The organism is uncultured Sphingomonas sp. (genome assembly GCF_913776855.1).
Classification (GTDB): Bacteria; Pseudomonadota; Alphaproteobacteria; order Sphingomonadales; family Sphingomonadaceae; genus Sphingomonas.
Genome location: NZ_CAJYQD010000020.1, coordinates 67,514 through 87,427 on the forward strand (window position 1 = coordinate 67,514; position 19,914 = coordinate 87,427).

Consider the following 19,914-nt stretch of genomic DNA (forward strand, 5'->3'; position numbering starts at 1 on the left):
GGAGTCACGATGGAACGGCTGCTGATCCCCACCTTCGAATTTCCGCCCTATGCCGGCGGCGTCGGCACCTTTTGCGTCGAACTGGCGAAGTCGCTGGCGGCACGGGGGTTCGCGGTGACGATCCTCGCGCCCGATTACGGCAAGGCGCATCATCCCGACGACGCGACCTATCCGTTCCAGGTCGAACGCTTTCCGGCATCGGGCTATTCGGCCAAGGTGCTGCCGACCCTGGTCCGCGCGCTGCTGTCGCGGCGCACGCGGTTCGACCGCTGGCTGATCGCCGACTGGCCGTTCATCATCGCCGCCGGCATCGCGCGCATGGTCGCCCGGCTGCCACCGTTCCGCATCTTCCTGCACGGAACCGACGCGCTGATCCTGGCGCAGGGCAAGGTGCCGAAGCTGCTGCGCACGACCAACGTGTTCGGCCATGCCGAGGCGGTGATCGCCAACAGCGAATACACGCTGTCGATCGCACGTGCGAACCACCCGTCGCTGGCCAGGACCCCGACCAAGGTCGCGCTGCTGGGCGTCAATCCCTATTGGTTCGAGGATGCCGGCGACACCGCAGAGGTCAAGGCACGGTTGGGCATTCCCGCCGGCCGGCCGCTGTTGCTCAGCGTATCGCGCGTCGACGAACGCAAGGGCCACCGGCTGATGATCGCCGCCGTCGCGGCGCTGCCCGACGACCTGCGCCGCGAGGCCGTGTACGTCATCGCCGGACGGCCGGGCGATGCCGGCTATCAGGCGCGGCTGGAGGCGATGGTGGCGGACACCGACGCGACGATCCTGTTCACCGGCGGGCTGGCACAGGACGACATCCGCGCGCTCTACGCCAGTGCCGACCTGTTCCTGCTGGTCGGCGAAAACCGCACCGACAAGATCGAGGGCTTCGGGCTGGTCTATCTGGAGGCGGCCGGGCAATCGGTGCCCAGCATCGCATCGCCGGTCGGCGGCGTGCCCGAAGTCGTGCTGGACGAGGCGACGGGCCTGCTGGTCGACGATCGCGACCCGACGCAGACGACCGCCGCGATCGTCCGGCTGCTGCGCGACGATGCCACCCGGCGGCAGTTCGGTTCGGCGGCACGCGACCGCGCGCGCACCCTGACCTGGCAACGCTGTGCCGACGTCACGATGGACATCGATCCGGCTACGCCGATGCCGTCCGCCTGACCGCCTTGCCGGCAACCGCTTGCCGGTGACGGCAAAAGATTGCCGCCACGGTAACCAAACAGGAATACCCTTTCGGAACGAGCGGCGGGATAGAACGGGGTCAGGGACGACATGTCTCGTGTAGTGACCGGGAACCCGACGTGAACATCAACGCGCATCTCTATCGCCAGGACGATCGCCGTGCCGAGGATCGTGTGACGGTCGAACGGACGGGTACGCTTCGCCTTGCGGAGAACCCGCCGGAGGCGATCATCGTCGCCGACCTGACCCGCGACGGATGCCGGATCGAGGCGCCGGTACCCCTTGCCCCCGGCACCATGATCGGGGTCGGCATCGCCGGGGTCGGCACCGTGGAGGCCGAGGTCCGCTGGCGCACGGGGGCGACCCATGGCTGCGCATTTGTCGAACCGCTGCGATCGGGCGCGGTGACGGCGGCGGTCATGTCGAACGTCCACCCCTTTCCGGGCAGCGCCGAACCGGTCGCGCTGTCGCCAAAGCTGTCGGCACGCCGGAGCGGCATGTTCCTGATGGGCATCGCGGTCAGCGGCTGGGCGATGGTCGGCGCGATGCTGTGGCTGTTCGACTGACCGGACGGGTCAGTCGAACGTCGCGCTGAGCGGTACGCCCGACAGGCGCGCGGCGTCGATCACGACCGGCCGGGTCCCGACATCGATCGTCGCCGCCGCGGCAGACGGTGCCGCCTGGCACAGGGGCCGCGCCGCCACCGGCCGCCCGCCGAACGACAGGTGCGCGACCGTCCCCTGTTGTTCGGCATAGGCGACCAGCCGCCGCCCCTGCGTCCCGTCGAGCTGGATCAGGGTCAGGCCGCCGCCCTGCCGCAGCACGCGCCAACGCCGCGCGCCGTGGACGATGCGGGTAACGTCGGCGACCATGCAGGCGCCGGGCTTCGGCTTGTAGTCATAATCGAACAGGCCGAAATTATCCTCCAGCTCGGCCGGGTTCTTCCCGGAATCGCGCAGCTGATAGATCCACACCCCGCCCAGCCATGGCGTCGCCGCCGCCCACAACAGGAACTGCGCGGCATTGTCGCCCGACTGCTGGCGCGGAATGTCGCAATGCCCCCCGGTCGTCGTCGGCCAGCCGATTTCGGTCAGGTAGATCGGCAGCGCCCGGTTGCCCTGCTTGCTCACCATCATCCGGCGCAGCCCCTCGATCTGCTGGATGGCATCGGCGGCGGTGCGTTCGTTCTGGCGCTTGCAGTGGTTGTAGAAATGGAACGACACGCCGTTGGCGCGATCGGCCGCGCCCAGCGCCAGCATCGCGTCGGTCCATTTCCACTGCGGGTCCTCCCCCACCGCGCCGACCAGGATGAAGGCATCGGGATCGGCGGCGCGGATCGCATCGGCCGTGCGCCGCGCCAGCGGAGCATAGTTGCTGGCCGACCGCGGATCGTCGCGCGGGCCGGCATCGGTCAGCTTGGGCCGCCCCTGCACCGCCGACATGTTCCATTCGTTCCAGATTTCATAATAAGGCGGCTTGGCGCGCATCGCCGCCGCGGCCTCGCCGGCAAAGGCGGCGAACATCCCGCGGCCTTCGTCGTCCAGCGGCGTCGCGCCGGTGCGGAACGCAGGATGGCCGTAATCGACCGCCAGCAGTGGGCGCGCCGGCGTTGCCGCCATCATGCCCGCCAGTCGCGGCGACAGCGATCCCGGCTGGTTCAGCCCGTCGCGCTTGAACACCTGCCACGGCAGGTCGTCGCGAAACGAATCGACGCCCAGCATCGCGATCGCCTTTGCGGTCGGCGCAGCCTCATAACCCCAGGTCCGGTTCAGCCCGAAATGCGTGCCGACGCCCATCACCAGCGGCGTGGCGCGCACGGGCAGCGAATCGTAATTCAGGGTCAGCGATACCGGGGCGCCGGTCGGCGCCGCTGCGCCTGCCCATAGCAGCGACAGCCCGACCGCGGCGACGCCGGCCAGCCCCGCCGATGCGATCGTCGCGCGCCGCCGGCTGCGACGCGAGTGCCAGTGTCGTTGCATCGCCATGTTTCCGCTCCGCGTAACCAAGAAATTCCATCATACCGCATCGCAGCAGGATCACCAATCAGCGGCCCGAACAGCTAAACCGACAATCCGGCCGACAGGACGCAGCGGAACGATGGAGCGGGGTCGATTTTGTTTCGCAGGTGCGGCATAGCTTGCACCATGCCATTCTCCCGCGACTCCGTCCTGCCGCACCTTTATGTCAACGGCCGCTTCCTCGGGCGGTCGGTGACCGGCGTCGAACGGTTCGCGCACATGGTGCTGGACCGCCTGCACGATCGTCAGCCCGCCGATGGCCGCGCGCCGGGCGTCACCATCCTTGCTCCGCCGGGGATCGAACGGCCCGCCAAATGGCCGCGCTTCGGCTTCCGCACCGTCGGCAGCGGCGGCGGGCACCGCTGGGAACAGCTGTCGCTGCCGGCGGCGGCCAAGGGCGGCGTACTGGTGGGACTGTGCAATTCGAACCCGGTGCGCCCGCGCCGCGCGCTGACCGTGATCCACGACGCGGCCGTCTATGATTTCGGACAGGGTTTCGCGCGCAGCTACCGGCTGCTCCACCGTACCCTCGGCCGGATATTGGCGCGCCGGTCGCACATCGCCACCGTTTCGCGCTTTTCGCAGGCACGGCTGGCGGCGATCCTGCGCCTGCCGCTGGCCGACATCACCGTCATCCCCAACGCCGCCGACCATATCCGCGCGATTGCGCCCGACCCCGCGATCCTGGCCAGGCACGCGCTGACGCCCGGCCGCTACCTGCTGATCGTCGGATCCTTCGCCCCGAACAAGAACCTGCCGCGCACCATCGCCGCCTTCCAGTCGATCGCCCGTCCGGAAGACCGGCTGGTGCTGGTCGGCGCAGCGGTGAAGTCCTTTGCCGCCAACGGCATCGACAGTGTGCCCGACGGCGTGATCCTGCCCGGCCGGATCGACGATGAATCGCTGATGGCGCTCTACGCCAACGCTCGCGCGCTGGTATTCCCCAGCCTGTACGAAGGATTCGGCATCCCGCCGCTGGAGGCGATGCAGTTCGGCACGCCGGTGGTCGCGTCGACCATCGCGCCGGTGCGCGAGGTGTGCGACGATGCCGCGCTCTATTGCGATCCGGAGGATGCGACCGCGCTCGGCACAGCGATGCGCCGGATGCTCGACGACGACGACCTGCACCTGCGCCTGTCCGCCGCCGCCCGCGCCCGCGCACTGGCATTCCGTTGGGAAGACAGCGCCGACCGATTGTTGGAGGCCGTCGCCGCGATCGGTTGATGCGGGTCGCCTGTGGGCAACATCGCAACCGACGATCGGGGGGGCCGCGAACGGCGGCCCCCTGACGCCACCAGCCTACCAACCGATCACGCGATACTGGGTCGCCGCCTCCAGCAATTGCGCCCAGGCTGCCGTATGCACTCCGTCGGGCAGCGCGCCGGACGCCTGCGCGCCCGATCGACCGCCCAGCAGCGCCTCTTCATCGAGGAACATCGACTGTGTGGTGAGCGCGATACGCAGCGCGGTCGCCTGCCAGCGACGGCGCACGTCGTCGGCGCCATAGGCCGGCGACACGCCGCCGATCGACGGCCACACCAGCACCACGCTGCCGGTCGTGCGGGCGGTAGCGACGATCGCGCGAAGATTGGCCTCCCACTGCGGCAGCGTAACCCCGGTATTGATGTCGTTGGTGCCGAGCTTCACGAAGGTCAGGTGCGGCTGATACGTCCCCAGCGCCGCCAGCGGGGATGCGGGCTTGGCTGTGGCGCTCTGCACGACGCTGGTCGTGCCGTAGATGCTGGTATTGGCAACCTCGATCCCCGGCAGCGCGCTGTCCCACGCCACCGTTCCGGCGACCGAGACATAGCCGCCGCTGGCCCAGCCATATTGGATCGGGTCGGCCGATTTCGTTGCAAAGACGATTTCGGACCGGGTGAACCCTTCCGTCCCGGCGGTGTTGATCGTGAACGATTCGGCCCCCTTCGAGATGCGCAGTACGCCGCCGCCGGAGCTGATCCGAACGAACACCGATGCCCGGTCGACCGGTCGCGACGGTTGGAACGCGCCGGTATTGGTGCCATTCGTCGCCAGCGTCGGCCCGCCCAGCGACACTTCCCCGCCGCCCCAGCCGGTGAAACCGGAACGCCGGGGGTCGTAGGCTGCGATCGCTGCCATCGACTGCATCCCCGCCGTGCCGAACCAGCTGTCGCGGACGACGAAGCCGTCGCCTACGAACATCCCGGCCAGTTGTGTCGGCCAGGCCTTCGGAAAAGCGCCGTCCATCCGCTGCGATCCCGTGCCGGCACCGGCGCCGGCGGTCTTGCTGTCGCCGACACACGCGATGCGCGCCGCATCGGCCGCCCCGCCCTTCAGCCGGGCCAGTTGCGCCCGCCACACCATCAACGTGGCGGGTGTCGCATTGACGATGGAAACGGGGCCCGCGCCGATACGGGCCAGATTGCCGAGCGTAACGCCCCCGGTCGCGCCAGACGGTCGTGCCATGGTTCAGGCCTCCGCGATCAGGTCGGTCGCGGTCGTGCCGGTCGCGCGGACATATTGCGCGCGCACCGCGATATAGCTGGCATCGGGCAGGTTGCGATACGTCACGTCGGCCGTGCCGCGCACGCCGCGCAGCGTCAGGTCGCCGCCGGTCCCGACATAAATCCCCTTGGGCACAGTCGGCAGTTCCTGCGTGTCGCTGGGCACGACGGAAAACGGGGCGGTCGCCGGCGCCTCGGGGCTGTCGGCATGGGCGGAAAAACGGTCGGGCATGATTCCTCCTGTCTCGTCCGGCGCAGTGCCGGCACAGGAATTCCCGCTATGTTCCGATCAGGCGAATGTATCCAACAATCGCGGCCGCATCGTCAGGCGGCGGTCCCCGCATAGAAGGCGAGGTAGTTGCCGACGACCTTCTCCTCCGAAAACGCCTCCAGCACCTCTGGCGCGACGCCGCGCACCGCGCGCCACTCCTCGGCCGATTCGAGCGCATCGCTCAAGCGCGCGGCCAGCGCCGCGGCGTCGTCCTTGGCATAGATCGCGCCCAGCGGGGCGAGGTGGCCGATCTCCGGCGTGCCGCCTCCGTCCGAATAGATCACCGCCTTGCCGCGAGCGAGGCAGTCGATCATCGTGCGCGGCAGCGGTTCGGGCCAGGTCGACGAGATGAGGACGACATCGACCCCGGCATAGAAATCGTCGGCATTGACGAACCCCAGCCAGCGGATGCGCGGATCGGGATAGCGCGCCTGCAGTTCGGCGACATAGCTGCCCTTGCCCGCCCCTGCGATCACCAGCTGCCAGTCGGACCGCTCCAGCCGGGCAAAGGCGTCCAGCACGACCTCGATCCCCTTTTCGGGTTCGACGCGCCCGATGAAGCCAAACGTCAGCCCCCCATCCTCCGGCACCGCCGCCGGGGTCGGGGCGGAACGGACATCGGCGATGTTGAAGATCACCCGCGCATCGGTGTCGTTGAAATAGCCGTGGCGACGATGGGTATCGATCACATATTGGCTGTTCGACGCGACGGCATCGACCAGCACCGAATTGTCCTTCTTGCGCCCGGTCAGCAGCTTGCAGTCGATGCAGCGCTGCACGCAGTCATGCCCCGCGCGGTACAGCGAGGCGCGCGCGCACAGCAGGCTGTAGTCGCGCAGCGTGTGGACGATCCGGATATTGCGCCGCTTCGCCTCGGCCCAGATTTCGGTGGAAAAGCCCTGCAGGTTGTTGGTGTGCAGCACGTCCGGGCGGATACGGTCCATCAACGCGACCAGATCGCGGGTCGCCGCCGGGTTACGGCGGTCGCGGGCGTGCCAGGCCAGCCGGCGGGGCTTGGATTCGTGCCGCTCGGCATCAAACGGCCAGTAGAGGTTGCGCAGCGGCAGGCGATGCACCGTGACGTCGCCGTCCCGCTCCTCGCGCTGGTCGTCGGCCGGGTGCAGGCTGGCGACATGCACGTCATGGCCCCGCCGGGCGGCCGCCCGCGCGAGCAGCGCGACACTGCGCTCCGCGCCTCCGACGGTCGATGGCGGATACAGGGTGTTGACGATGAAAACCTTCACAACTGCGTCTCCGCCCCCTTTTCGATCCGCACCGCCCCGAACGCACCGGCGCGCTCGTAACAGGTTCACCCCGCTAATGATATGGTAGCGCCACGTACGATACGAAGGTTCCATGCCGCACTGCAACCTTGACCTGCCGGATCGTTGCCACGAAGGGCCGCCCATGACCGAACCATCGCTCGACGCATCTGGATTCCGCGCGCTGCTGCAGCAGGATATCGCCCATTTCGCGCGTCGCGACGGCGAGGCGGTCACCTGGCGCTTCCTGATTCGGTTGTTCCTGCTGACCCAAGGCTTCCAGTTCGTGCTGGCACGGCGGATACAGGACGCATTGCCCGGCGTGCCGTTGATCGGGCGTCCGGCACGCCGGGTCTGGTGGTGGTGGACCTGCCGTCGCTTCGGCGCGGAACTGGCGATCGACGCGACCTTTGGCGGTGGCCTCTATATTCCGCACCCCTATGGCATCGTCGTCGGTGTCTGCACCGTGGGGCGCGACGTCGCCATCCTCCAGAATGTGACGATCGGGACCCGTGGCAGCGACGATATCGGCCATGCGACGATCGGCGATGGAACTTATCTGGCCGCTGGTGCGGTTATACTGGGTCCAGTACAAATCTGTGCGGGCGCAAGGATCGGCGCGAATGCCGTCGTGTTGGGGGATGTCGCGGCAGGGGAGGCCGCAGTCGGCGTACCGGCACGAACGGTCCGCTCCGCGCATACACCGGATATTCACTTGAAATAAGGACTCTGTCGATACACGGTCGACGAGTAAGGGGGCCCCGACAGTTTGATGCGTATCCTGGAAGTCAGCGCCTTCTACACTCCGTACATCATCGGGGGCGCGGAAATCTGTGCGCAGAACCTGACCGAATGGTTCACCGAACAGGGGCATGACGTCGCGGTATTGTCGGCCGCCCCGCAACGCGAGCATGAGAGCTGGGGCACGCCGATGAACGGCTACCGCCTCTACCGCGTCGGCACCCCGCATATCTATCCGGTGTTCCAGGCCAGCACCGCGGCCGGGTGGAAGAAGCCGATCTGGCATCTCCAGGATATTTACGATCCCCGCAACGAAGCGATGTTCGAACGGGTGATCGAGGATTTCCGCCCCGATTTCGTCCATATCCACTGGATTCAGGGGCTGGGTTATAACGGGCTGAAGGTGCTGGCCCGCCACGACATCCCGACCGCGATCACGCTGCACGACCTGGCCTATGTCTGCGTCCGCACGACGATGTTCCGCGGCAACCACGAATGCGTGCGCCAATGCAAGGGTTGCCGCCTCAGCATGAACGCGAAGATCGGCTATCTGGAGGATATTCCGCGGCTGGGCTTCATCTCGCCGTCGCGCGCGAACCTCGAAAAGGTCGGCAGCCTGATGCCGATTGCGGACTATCCATCGTTCCACATCCTGAACCCCATCACCTACCCGCCCCCCGCCGTCACGCATACGCCGTCGGACAAGGTGCGCCTGCTGTTCGTCGGACGGCTGGAAAATACCAAGGGGATCGCCTTCGCGCTCGAACTGCTCGAACCGCTGGCGCAGCGCTATGATTTCCACCTGACGGTGTTGGGCAAGGGGCCGGAGGAAGACGCGCTGCGCCGTCGGTTCGGCCATCACCCCTGGGTCGACATCGCCGGCCATGTGCCGTTGCAGCAGGTCGCCGACACCATGGCGCAAAGCGACCTCCTGCTGGTGCCCTCGCTATGGATGGAAAATTCGCCGGGCGTCGTGTTCCAGGCGCTGGGCGTCGGCTTGCCCGTGCTGGCGAGCGACAAAGGCGGCCTGCCCGAACTGATCGATCCGGGCCGGAACGGCTATATCGCGCCGGCCGGCGACGTCGATCGCTGGCGCGACCAGCTCGTATCGCTGCTCGAACGCCCCGAACAGCTTCAGGCGCTGCGCGAACAGGCGGCCGCATCGAGCGCGGAGTTCGATTATGCCCATCTCGCCCGCAAGATGCTCGACGCGTTCACGGTCATTCGCGACCATCGCCGTCCCGCTCCGGGCCAACGGCCCGGCTGAGCATATGCTGCAACGCAACATTCCAACTTGTCCCTGTTCGCCGATCCGGGCATAAGACGCATCGTGAAACCAGACATGTTCTTTAAACCCCGTGTTTTCGGCACGCTGGCGCCCGTTGTCGCGGGCATCGTGATCGTTCCGGCCGCCGCGCAGACGGCATCCCCGGCCTTCCAGCCGCGCGACACGAGCGTGGAACGCCCCGAGATCCGCGACCCGGCCTTCACCTTGTCGGCCGGATTGCTCGGCACCTATGACGACAATATCTTTCGCCTCGACAACCAGCGGCGCGAGCCGGTCGACGATTTCATCCTGACGCCGCAGGTCACCGCGCAGTATAAGCGGCAGATCGGGTTGAACGACATCACCGTGCGCGGCGACGCCAGCTATGGCTATTATGTCCGCAATCCGGACCGCAGCCGCATCCAGGCAATTCTCAACACGCAGGGCACGTTCCGCGTCGCGGGCACCTGCGTCCTAAAACCGCTCGCCCGGATTCAGCGGCAGCGCGCCGATTATGGCGACATCAACGGGTCGATCGACAACTTCCAGACCTTCACCGCGCTGGGGCTGGAGGCGACCTGCCCACGCACTGTGGGGTTCTTCCCGATCGTCGGCATTCGTCGCGACACGTCGGACAATGATCCGCGGTTCAATTTCGCGAACCAGAAATCGGTCAGCTACACTGCCGGCATCGGCTATGCCCGCCCCAGCATCGGCACGATGACCGCCTATTACAACCGGATCGACAGCGACCGCAGCGCGATTGGCGTGAACAACCATATCGATCGCGCCGGAGTCACCTTCGTCCGGTCGGTCGTGTCGAGCGTCGCGCTGAAGGCCGATGTCCAGTATTTGAGCGCGCGCAGCGTCGGGGCGAACGTCCGCCCCTATCGCGGCCTGGGCTGGGCCGGCGAACTGATCTATCGCCCGCTGCCGCGCCTGTCGCTGACCGGCACGACCGACCGTCGCATCATCAACGACACGCTGGTCCCCGCCGGGTTCGCGGTGCAGACCGATTATGGCCTGCGCGCCGACTGGCAATTTGCCGAACGTACCAAGATCACCGCGCAGGGCAGCTATGCCACCCGGTCGTTCCGCGGCGATCCGCTGGTCATCGTCAGCGGGATCAATTCCGATACGCTGGCCGACGCCCTGCTGCGCATGACCCGCCGGGTCGGTGCCCGCGTCGACCTGCAGGTCGAGGCACGCCACATCTCGCGTCAGACCGATACCGACGCGAACCAGTATAAAGTCACGTTGGCGACAGGCGGCATCACCTATCGCTTCTGATCGACGAATCATCCGTAAAGGATCGACCATGCATACGTATCGAGCATTGCTGATCGCCGCGCCGCTGCTGGCACTGGCTCCTGCCGCCATCGCCCAGACGGCCGCCCCGGCCTATACCCCGGCACCGGTTGCCGCCCCGGCCGCCGCCTATGTCCTCGGCCCGAACGACGAGATCGAGGTCAAGGTCTTCGGCCAGCCCGACATGAGCTACAAGACGCGCATCCGCGCCGACGGCACGATCACCGCGCCGTATCTCGGCACGGTCACCGCGGCGGGCAAGACGACGGGCCAGCTGTCGGACGAGATGATGCGGACGTTCCTGCGCCAGAAGATCCTGAGCGCGCCGTCGATCAATATCGAGGTGACGACCTTTGCCAGCAAGACGGTGACCGTGCTGGGTGCGGTGCCGACCGCCGGTCTGTACGCGCTCGACCAGCCTTACTCGGTGGCCGCGATGGTGGCAAAGGCCGGCGGCCCGCGCGCCGATGGTGCGAACACCGTCATCCTGACCCGTGCCAACGGCCAGGTCGAACGCATCGCGCTGACCGATGCCGCGACTGCGGCAACGCGGATGGTCGGCCCCGGCGATACCGTGTTCGTGCCGAACGCCGAAAAGGTCTATGTCTATGGCGAGGTCAATCGCGGGGGCGCCTTCCCGGTCACGCCCGGCATGACCTTCCGCCAGGCACTGGCACTGGCCGAAGGGCCGACGCTGGCCGGTTCGACCAAGCGGATCGAGGTACGGCGCGGCGGCAAGCCGCTGACCAAGCCGTCGCTCGACGATGTGGTGCAGCCCGAAGACGTGCTGGTCATCAAGGAAAAGTGGTTCTGATGCCCTTTTCGCCCGCCCGGCCCCGTCAGCGCTTCGCAAGGTATCGCGTATGAACGTCTTCCGTCAGTTCGCCGACTGGCTCGGTCGCCTGCTGGAACCGCAGCCGACGCCAAGCAGCCTGCCGCGGCCGGTGCCGGGCGTGGCACCCGCGCCGGCCGTGCCGTTCCAGGCCCCCCCGGCACCGGCGCGACCGGCGCGCTCGCGTCGCGCGATCATGCACGAGGTGTTCGACACCGGAATGCCGGTCGCCAACCGCGCCGCACTGGCGGGGCGCACCGACGAACTGGAACGCCTGCTGGAAGCGGTGCTCGACCATCGCAAGCACGGCATCATCTACGGCGCGCGCGGGTCGGGCAAGACGTCGCTGTCGCGCATCTTCGGCGACATGGCCGACGAACGCGGCTGCCTGGTCCTCTACAACCTTGCCAGCGGCGACGTCGCGTTCCACGACCTGTTCCGCCCCTATCTGCTCGACATCGCGGCCGAACCGCAGTCGAAGGTACGCCGGTCCGAGGTGGAGGCGCTGCTGAACGAACCGTTCGACGCACGCCGGCTGGCCAGCCTGCTCGCCGACCGGGTCGAACGGCGTACCATCCTGATGCTCGACGAATTCGACCGGGTGCATTCGCTGGCGACGAAGGCCGAACTGGCCGCGCTGATGAAGCTGCTGTCGGACATGCGTTCCGAGGTCAGCATCGTCGCGATCGGGATCGCCGCCAATCTCGAAGACCTGATCGCAGGGCACCCGTCGCTGCGCCGCCACCTGATCGCGGTGCCGGTCGGCGGGCTGACCCCGACCGATCTCGACGCGCTGCTGCGCCGTTGCCTGACGCGGGTCGACCTCGACATTACCGACGATGCGGCGCAGATGATCGTGTCGGCGGCGGTCGGATCGCCCTATCACCTGCGCCTGTTCGGGCTGTACGCCGCGTTGCAGGCGGACATCGCCGGCAAGGCAGTGATCGACCACGACGTCGCGGTGCGCGGGCTGGAGGTCGCCTTCGCCGAATGGCGCGACGTCAGCCGGCGCAACGCTGACCTGTTGTTGTCGCAGATCGACCGACCGCGCGTCGCGGCGCTGCCCGCCGCGATCATCTGCCTGAACGCCGCCATGCGCTCGCGCGTCGACCGGGCGGAAGTCATCGCCGAACTGGGCGAACCGGGCGCCGCCGAACAGGTCGATGCGATGCTCGACATGCTCGGCCCGATCCTGGTCGAAAGCAGCACGCCCGGCCAATATGTGTTCGAGGATTCGCTGGCGCCGCAATTCTTCCTGCTGCTCTTCACGCGCAAGATCGCGTCGGGCGGGGCCGAACGCAGCCTCGGCGCGGGCCATGACCTGCGCGCGCTACTTCAAGACAAGGGGGCCACCCAATGATGAGCTTCTCCGACCTGATCAGTGCGATCCGGCATCGGCTGCGGACCGTGATTATCGTCGGGCTGCTCGTGTTCGGCGCGCTGGTCGCGCTGGCCATGGTGCAGAAGCGCCAGTACAGCGCATCGTCGTCGCTGCTGGTCGACCTGACGCAGAGCGATACCAACGCGACCAACGCCAACGGCAATACCCAGCAGAACGCGTCGGTGATCGACACGATCATCGGCACGCAGATCGACATCATCCGCAGCAACGCGGTGCTGGAGGAAGTCGCGCGGACCGACCCCGCGTTTCAGAGCGCGGCATTCGGCGAAACCGCCGAACAGCGGATCCAGAACGCCAGCGGCCTGCTGCGTCGCCAGCTGATGATCGGCAGCGAAAAGGGCAGCAACGTCATCCGCCTGAGCTATACCTCGACGGACCCGGAAGCAGCGGCGGCGACCCTCAACCGGATCGTCGACACCTATCTGACCAAGCAGGTCGAGTTGCGCACCAGCCCGGCACGCAACAGCGCGAAATGGTATGACGAACGGACCCGCGCCGTCCGCGAACGCTTCGAAGCGGCACAGAGCCGCCTGTCGGACTTCCAGCGCGCCAACGGCATCGTCGGCGTCGACCGCATGGACATCGAGGGCGACCGGGCCAAGAACCTGTCGACCGAACTGGTCCAGGCACAGGCCGAAGCCGCCGCCGCCCGCGCCCGCGCAACGTCATCGGACGGCCCCGAAGTCGAATCGTCGACCATCGTGCAGGAGCTGCAGCGCGAGGTCGGGATGCAGGCGGGCAAGGTCGCCGAACTGTCGAAGACGCTGGGCGCCGCCCACCCGACGATGGTCGCCGCCAACGCCCAGCTGTCGGCGCTTCGCAGCGAACTGGCCAAGGCCCGTTCGACCCAGGCCGGCGCACTCGACTCGGCCAGCCTGGCGGCCGGTCGCCGCGAGGCCGAACTGCGCGCCAAGCTCGAACAGCAGCAGCAGCGGATGCTCAGCATGTCGGGCGTGCAGGATCAGCTGAACGTCCTGCAGCGCGACGTCGATGCCACTCGCCAGACGTACGATACGGTGCGGCAGCGGTTCAACGAAGCCTCGCTGCGCAGCGAGATTTCGCAGGCCAATGCCAGCCGTCTCGACCAGGCCGTCGCGCCGCTGCTGCCGTCGACCCCCAACCTGCCGCTGTGGTTCGCCGCGGCCTTGGTACTGGGGCTGGGTGCCGGCATCGGTGCCGCCGCCGCGCAGGAATTCGTGCGTCCCCGGCTGCGCACCGCTTCGGGCACCGCGTCGGCGCTCGACCTCGACGTGATCGTCGACATGACCGCCCTTGACGGGTCCGGTCGCCACCATTCGAACAGGGAGTTCGCGGCATGAGGATCCGGTCGAGCAATTGGGCGGACGACAACGCCGCCCCGGTCGCGCCCGATCGGGCCGAGCGGATCGGCGTCGCGCCGGCGGCATCGGCGGCGCAGGTCGACCCGTCGCTGGTCGCGGCGTTCGACCTCGAACTGCCCTATGTCGTCGCGCTGCGTACCGTGCGCAGCCGCATCGTGCAGCATTATGCCGCCGATGGTGAACAGCAGGCCTTTTCCTGCGCGGTGATCGGGCTGGATTGCGAGGCGGAACTGGCCGCCTTCGCCGCCAACCTGGCGGTCGTCATGGCGCGGATGCAGACGCCGACGCTGCTGATCGACGGCAATCTGTCGCAGGCTTCGGTCCACCCGCTGTTCGGGCTGGCCGAACGGACCGAGGCACAGGGCACGCCGATCGCAAACCTGTGGATCGCCGGATCGGGAGGTGCGACCGGACAGGCCGCGCTCGAACAGCGTCCGATCCTCGAGCGCAGCTACGACTGGAACCTGCCGGTCACGCAGACGCTGGCGGCACTCAGCGTCCAGGGCGCGGCCAGTGCGGCGTCGATCGCCGCCGCGCTCAGCGGGTTCGACCAGGCGATCCTGCTGCTGCGCAAGAACGTCACCGCGCGCCGTGCCGCACGGCAGCTGGTCGACCGGCTGGACGAACGGCGGATCGCGATCACCGGCACCGTGCTGGTCTGACGTCCACGATTCCGGTTCAACCATGCGTATCCTGCACGTCTGCGACAGCATCATCGGCGGCACCGGCAGCTATCTGGCGGAACTGCTGACGTTGCAGGCCGAGCGGCGGGGACCGGGCAAGGTCATGCTGCTGATGCCGTACGAGCATCGCCAGCATGTCGAGCCGCGACTGGCGAACAGCGGGGTCGAGTTCCGCTATTTCACCCGCAAGAGCCGGGTGCGCGGCGTGGCGCGGCTGGCGCTGACCTTCCTGTCGGTCCGGCGTGAATTCCGGCCCGACATCGTGCATGGCCACACCTTCGGCGCGGGGATCATCACCCGCGTACTGCGGTTCGGACGGCGGCCGGCGACGGTCTTCTGCCCGCATGGCTGGGCCTTCGACATCGAGATGCCGGCGCCGGCCCGCACGGCCCTGATCGCGACCGAACGGCTGCTGGCGCTGCGGTCGGAAAAGATCATCCTGATCTCCGAACATGAGGAACGCCGCGCCCACGCGATCGGCATCGCGGACAAGCGGCTGGCACTGGTACCCAACGGCATCGCCGCCACCCCGCCCGCCATTGCCGCGGTGCCGTGGGACGATAATCGGCTGAAGCTGTTGTTCGTCGGCCGCTTCGACCGGCAAAAGGGGCTCGACCTGCTGATCGAGGCGATCCGCCCGCTGGCGGACCGGGTGACGCTGCGCATCGTCGGCGCACCGGCGGTCAGCAGCGGCTATCAGCCCCCCGCCCTGCCCCATGTCGACATTCGCGGCTGGCGCGACCGCGACGGCGTGGTCGCGGAAATGAAGGCGTGCGACATGCTGGTCGTGCCGTCCCGCTGGGAGGGATTCGGGTTGGTCGCGGTAGAGGCGATGCGCGTCGGCAAGCCGGTCCTTGCCGCGGCGGCCGGCGGGTTGAACGACATCATGGACGGCGGGCGCTACGGCATGACCGTACCGACCAACGACCCGCTGGCGATCCGCGCGGCGATCGAGGCGCTGTCATCGGAGCGGCTGGCGGCACTGGCCGAGGCGGGCCATGCCCGCTTCCACGACCGCTATACCGCCGAGCGGATGACCGACGATATCGACCGGGTGTACGCCGAACTGATGTGACGGGCGCCCGGTGATCGCCCACCGGCTCGAACCTCCCGTCATCCGAGCGAAAGCTGGGATCTCCGGCTCATAGCACCAGCCAAGAGCCGATGGAGACCCCAGCCTGCGCTGGGGTGACGATACGGGCGAGTGGCGCTGCGGCAAAGGCTGCGGCACCCGACAGGCCGCCAGCACGATCCCTGACCTCCTAGCGCTCGCGTCACCCCGGCCGTACCCCCGCCTGCGCGGCCGGGGGTCCAGGGGCACGAACGCCAGCGACAGTTCTGCTTGGCTCTGCCCCCCGCCTGCGCGGGGGTACGGCGGAGTGGTCAGCGCCAGATGACAAAGCCGCCCCTACCGCTCGCGCGCAGCTTCGCGAATCCCCGTATCCATCGGATCGAACAGATAGCGGATGATCCGCCGCTCGCCGATGCGCACGTCCGCCGTCGCCGACAGCCCCGGCGTCAACGGCACGCGGCGGCCATCGGCCTCGATCGTGCGTTGGTCGAGCGCGATCCGCGCAACATAATAAGGCGGCGTCTTCTCATCCTGCACCGCGTCGCGGCTGATCGTCAGGATGCGGCCCGGCACCGTGCCGAACCGGGTGAAGGGGAACGCCTCCAGCTTCACCGACACCGGCTGTCCCGCGCGGACGAAGCCCGCATCGCGGTTCATCACCCGCGCCTCCATTACCAGCGCATCGTCGGGCACGACCACCATCAGCGGGCGGACCGGTTCGACCACGCCGCCGATGGTATGCACCGCCAATTGCTGCACGGTGCCGTCGACCGGTGCGCGCAGATGCTGCATCCGGCTGCGGTCGCGCGCCTTGGTCAGTTCCTCGCGGCGCATCATCGCCTCGGCCTGCGCGCGAGCAAGGTCGGTCAGTGCGCTTTGCCGAGCCGCCTCGCGCGACTGGGCATATTGCTGGGCATAGCGGCGCGCCTCCGAATTGCCGCGCGCGACCTGCGCCGCCGCGACGTCGCGGCTGCCCGCCTCGCTCCGGCGCTGGCGCTGTACTTCCAACAGGCGCAGGCCCGACGCATAACCCTTGTCCGCCAGCGTGGTGATCGCCGCCAGATGCTTGTCCATCAGCGGACGATTGGCGTCATAGGTCCGCACCTGATCGCGCGCCGCCGCCGCGTCGGACAAGGCCGCCGCCCGCGCCGCCGCGAGGCCCGCACCCTCTGCCCGGATGGTCGCCAGCTGCGCCGCGACCAGCCGCCGCTGCGTATCCGCCACATCGGCCGGCGTACCGGCCGGCGCCACGAAATGCCCTGCCCCGCCGCTCAGGCCCTCGACGATCGCCTGTCCCCGCGCGACATCGATCTCGGCCGCCAGCAGCGCACGCGCCGCCTGCGATTCCTCGGCGCCCGATACGGTCGAATCAAGGTCGACCAGCACCTGCCCGGCCTTTACCCGGTCGCCGTCATGGACATGGATGTTGCGGACGATCCCGGCGGTCGCCGCCTGCACCAGCTTTACGCTGCCGACCGGGGCGATCTTCCCATCCGCGGTCGCGACGACATCGACCTTGCCCAGCACCAGCCACGCCGAGGTCGCCGCCAGACAGCCGAGCATCAACCACGCGGTACGGCGTCCGGTCGGCGATACCGGCCGTTCGATGACTTCGAGGGCGGCGGGCAGGAAGCGCGGTTCGAGGCTCTCTTTCCGGTCACGCGCCTCGGCACGGTCGTCGGCCAGTGCGCGGCGGAACAGGCTCCAATGGTAAGCAACGGCACTCATGCGGCAATTCCGTGCAGGACGCCCATCTGGCGTCGGTGAAGATCGGCGTAGCGGCCGCCCAGTTTGAGCAGTTCGTCATGGTCGCCCGCCTCGACCAGCCGGCCGCGTTCCATGGCGACGATCGTGTCGCACTGGCGGATCGCGGACAGGCGGTGGGCGATGATGATGACGGTGCGCCCCTCGGCCATGGCGCGCAGGTTGGTCTGGATGATCTCCTCGCTCTCGGCATCCAGCGCGCTGGTCGCTTCGTCGAAGATCAGGATGCCCGGCCGGGTGACGAGCGCGCGGGCGATGGCAAGCCGCTGGCGCTGCCCGCCCGACAGGTTCGCGCCGCGTTCCTCGATCATCGTGTCATAGCCTTGCGGCAGCCGCGTGATGAAGTCGTGCGCCCCGGCCAAAGTCGCGGCTTCGACAACTTGTTCCAGCGGCAGCGCGGGGTTGGCGAGCGCGATATTTTCCCGCACCGACCGGTTGAAGAGCATATTCTCCTGCAACACCACGCCGATCTGCCGCCGGAGCCACGCCGGGTCGATCTGGCTGATGTCGATCCCGTCGATCAGCACGCGGCCGGCGGCGGGGACGTAGAAGCGCTGGAGCAATTTGGTCAGCGTCGACTTGCCCGATCCCGACGACCCGACGATGCCGAGCGTCGAGCCGGCGGGGATGGTCAGATCGACATCCTCCAGCGTCCATGGCCCTTCGTCGGCATAGCGGAAGCGGATCGATTCGAACGTGATGTCGCCGCGGATCGCGTGCGGCGCGCTCTGGCTGCCCGAGCCGGGTTCGACCCGATGGTTCAGCACGTCGCCCAGCCGCTGCACCGCGAGGCGCACCTGCTGAAATTCCTGCCACAGCTGCGCCATGCGGATCACCGGACCCGAAACGCGCTGTGCGAACATGTTGAACGCGACGAGGCCACCGATGGTCAGGTCGTGGGCGATCACCGCCTGCGCCCCGAAATACAGGATGGCGGCCATGTTCAGCTTGGACACCAGCTGGATCGCCTCCGACCCGGTATTGCCGAGGTTGATGACACGCTGGTTCGCACCGGCATAGCCGGCGAGCTGGCGTTCCCAGCGGTCCTGCCATTGCGGTTCGACCGCCGCCGCCTTCACCGTCTGGATCCCGCCGATCGTCTCGATCAGCAGCGCGTTGTTGGCGGCACCACGTTCGAACTTGTCGGCGATGCGCGCGCGCAGCGGACCGGTCACCAGCATCGCGATGACGAAATAGGCGGGAATCGTCAGCACCGCGACCGCGAACAGCTTCAGCGAATACATCGCCATCGCGGCCAGGAACACGAGCGTGAAGATCGGGTCGATCAGCACGGTCAGCGACGCGTTGGTCAGGAATTCGCGAATCGTCTCGATCTGTCGCACGCGGGCGGCGGTATCGCCGACGCGGCGCTGTTCGAAATAGCCGAGCGGCAGGCGCAGCAGGTGGCGGAACAGCCGCGCGCCCAGTTCGACGTCGATCTTCTGGCTGGTTTCGGAATAGAGGCCGGTGCGCAGCCAGCCGAACGCGGTTTCCCACAGCGACACCGCGACGAAGCCGACGACCAGCACGGTCAGTGTCGACATCGTTTCATGTACCAGGACCTTGTCGACGACATTCTGGAAGAACAGCGGCGCGGCAAGGCCAAGCAGGTTCAGCGCCAGCGTGATGAGCAGCACCTCACCGATCAGCCGGCGATAGCGCACGATCTGCGGAATGAACCACGAAAAGTCGAAGTCGCGCAGGGCAAGGCGCGCGCTTTCGCGGGTGGTGACCAGCACCAGCTCACCCGACCACATCAGCTCGAAATCGGCGCGGCTGACCTTGGTCACCGGCAGTCCGGGGCGCTGCACCAGCACCGCATCGTCGCTGACCTGTCCGATCAGGAACCAGCCATCGACCCCGTCGGCGAGTGCCGGGAGTGGCAGGCGCGCAAGATCGGCGAAGCCCGCGCGGCGCTTCTTCGCCCGCACGCCGTCGATATTGCCGGTCAGGCGGATCAGGTCGTCGGCGGACAGGGTGTGGAAATGCCCCATCTCATGCCGCAGCTGCGCGGGGTCGACCGCGATACCATGGATTTCCAGCAGCGCCGCCAGCGCGACCAGCCCGCTGTCGTTGCGGATCGTCTGGTGGATCATGCCACCACCCCGCCTGCCGCCTGTCGGCGACCCCCACCCCGATGTTGCACGCACATACCCTTTCACTGCGGTCCGGCGCGACGGCGTGCCATGGTGCGGCGCAGCGTATCGGCGGACCGGGATGGGACATGCTTAACGGCCAATGCCTAAGATTCCCTTGCGGGCGGCGTCACACCACCGACAC

The 19,914-nt window shown here is 67.8% G+C and carries 17 protein-coding genes; 11 read left to right on the top strand and 6 right to left on the bottom strand.

Annotation, left to right across the window (positions count from 1 at the left end; translation table 11 throughout):
- The first annotated feature begins 9 nt into the window (after nt 1-9).
- A complete protein-coding gene (locus tag QZ755_RS05030; RefSeq protein WP_294320363.1) occupies nt 10-1,170 on the top strand; it encodes a glycosyltransferase family 4 protein in 1,161 nt (386 codons plus the stop codon).
- 140 nt (nt 1,171-1,310) lie between these two features.
- Nucleotides 1,311-1,757, top strand: coding sequence for a PilZ domain-containing protein (locus QZ755_RS05035; protein ID WP_294320366.1), 447 nt, complete (start codon nt 1,311-1,313; stop codon nt 1,755-1,757).
- A gap of 9 nt (nt 1,758-1,766) precedes the next feature.
- Here the strand turns inward: QZ755_RS05035 and QZ755_RS05040 are convergent, their stop codons facing one another.
- Complete coding sequence (locus QZ755_RS05040; protein ID WP_294320368.1) at nt 1,767-3,176, bottom strand: cellulase family glycosylhydrolase; 1,410 nt, start codon at nt 3,174-3,176, stop codon at nt 1,767-1,769.
- Between the two features lie 159 nt (nt 3,177-3,335).
- Here QZ755_RS05040 and QZ755_RS05045 point away from each other — a divergent pair, with 159 nt between their 5' ends.
- Complete coding sequence (locus tag QZ755_RS05045; protein ID WP_294320370.1) at nt 3,336-4,433, top strand: glycosyltransferase family 1 protein; 1,098 nt, start codon at nt 3,336-3,338, stop codon at nt 4,431-4,433.
- Nucleotides 4,434-4,508: 75 nt separating this feature from the next.
- On the opposite strand, the gene QZ755_RS05050 is transcribed toward QZ755_RS05045, so the two are convergent.
- From QZ755_RS05050 to QZ755_RS05060, 3 genes are all read right to left on the bottom strand, one after another.
- Nucleotides 4,509-5,654: an SGNH/GDSL hydrolase family protein gene (locus QZ755_RS05050; protein ID WP_294320372.1), complete on the bottom strand. Its 1,146-nt coding sequence runs from the start codon at nt 5,652-5,654 to the stop codon at nt 4,509-4,511.
- A 3-nt stretch (nt 5,655-5,657) separates the two neighbouring features.
- Nucleotides 5,658-5,924 carry a hypothetical protein gene (locus QZ755_RS05055; protein ID WP_294320375.1) on the bottom strand — a complete coding sequence of 89 codons (267 nt, stop codon included), beginning with the start codon at nt 5,922-5,924 and terminating at the stop codon, nt 5,658-5,660.
- A gap of 92 nt (nt 5,925-6,016) precedes the next feature.
- A complete protein-coding gene (locus tag QZ755_RS05060) occupies nt 6,017-7,207 on the bottom strand; it encodes a glycosyltransferase family 4 protein (protein ID WP_294320376.1) in 1,191 nt (396 codons plus the stop codon).
- Between the two features lie 163 nt (nt 7,208-7,370).
- Here QZ755_RS05060 and QZ755_RS05065 point away from each other — a divergent pair, with 163 nt between their 5' ends.
- The 8 genes from QZ755_RS05065 to QZ755_RS05100 all read left to right on the top strand — a co-directional run bounded on the left by QZ755_RS05065 (nt 7,371) and on the right by QZ755_RS05100 (nt 15,873).
- Nucleotides 7,371-7,949, top strand: coding sequence for a hypothetical protein (locus QZ755_RS05065; RefSeq protein WP_294320378.1), 579 nt, complete (start codon nt 7,371-7,373; stop codon nt 7,947-7,949).
- 48 nt (nt 7,950-7,997) lie between these two features.
- A complete protein-coding gene (locus QZ755_RS05070; protein WP_294320380.1) occupies nt 7,998-9,233 on the top strand; it encodes a glycosyltransferase family 4 protein in 1,236 nt (411 codons plus the stop codon).
- A 75-nt stretch (nt 9,234-9,308) separates the two neighbouring features.
- A complete protein-coding gene (locus QZ755_RS05075) occupies nt 9,309-10,523 on the top strand; it encodes an outer membrane beta-barrel protein (RefSeq protein WP_294320382.1) in 1,215 nt (404 codons plus the stop codon).
- Between the two features lie 28 nt (nt 10,524-10,551).
- Nucleotides 10,552-11,355 carry a polysaccharide biosynthesis/export family protein gene (locus tag QZ755_RS05080; RefSeq protein ID WP_294320384.1) on the top strand — a complete coding sequence of 268 codons (804 nt, stop codon included), beginning with the start codon at nt 10,552-10,554 and terminating at the stop codon, nt 11,353-11,355.
- 49 nt (nt 11,356-11,404) lie between these two features.
- On the top strand, nt 11,405-12,733 hold the full coding sequence (locus QZ755_RS05085) for an ATP-binding protein (RefSeq protein ID WP_294320385.1): 1,329 nt from the start codon (nt 11,405-11,407) through the stop codon (nt 12,731-12,733).
- Nucleotides 12,730-14,094, top strand: a complete 1,365-nt coding sequence (locus QZ755_RS05090; protein WP_294320387.1) for a GNVR domain-containing protein — start codon at nt 12,730-12,732, stop codon at nt 14,092-14,094. The genes QZ755_RS05085 and QZ755_RS05090 overlap by 4 nt, the downstream gene beginning before the upstream one ends.
- Nucleotides 14,091-14,777, top strand: coding sequence for a hypothetical protein (locus QZ755_RS05095; RefSeq protein WP_294320389.1), 687 nt, complete (start codon nt 14,091-14,093; stop codon nt 14,775-14,777). The genes QZ755_RS05090 and QZ755_RS05095 overlap by 4 nt, the downstream gene beginning before the upstream one ends.
- A gap of 22 nt (nt 14,778-14,799) precedes the next feature.
- Nucleotides 14,800-15,873, top strand: coding sequence for a glycosyltransferase family 4 protein (locus QZ755_RS05100; RefSeq protein WP_294320391.1), 1,074 nt, complete (start codon nt 14,800-14,802; stop codon nt 15,871-15,873).
- Between the two features lie 333 nt (nt 15,874-16,206).
- Here the strand turns inward: QZ755_RS05100 and QZ755_RS05105 are convergent, their stop codons facing one another.
- Together QZ755_RS05105 and QZ755_RS05110 are read right to left on the bottom strand one after the other, a co-directional pair.
- Nucleotides 16,207-17,598, bottom strand: coding sequence for an HlyD family type I secretion periplasmic adaptor subunit (locus tag QZ755_RS05105; protein ID WP_294320394.1), 1,392 nt, complete (start codon nt 17,596-17,598; stop codon nt 16,207-16,209).
- Nucleotides 17,595-19,730, bottom strand: a complete 2,136-nt coding sequence (locus QZ755_RS05110) for a type I secretion system permease/ATPase (protein ID WP_294320397.1) — start codon at nt 19,728-19,730, stop codon at nt 17,595-17,597. Before QZ755_RS05110 ends, QZ755_RS05105 begins: the two co-directional genes overlap by 4 nt.
- Between the last annotated feature and the right edge of the window lie 184 nt (nt 19,731-19,914).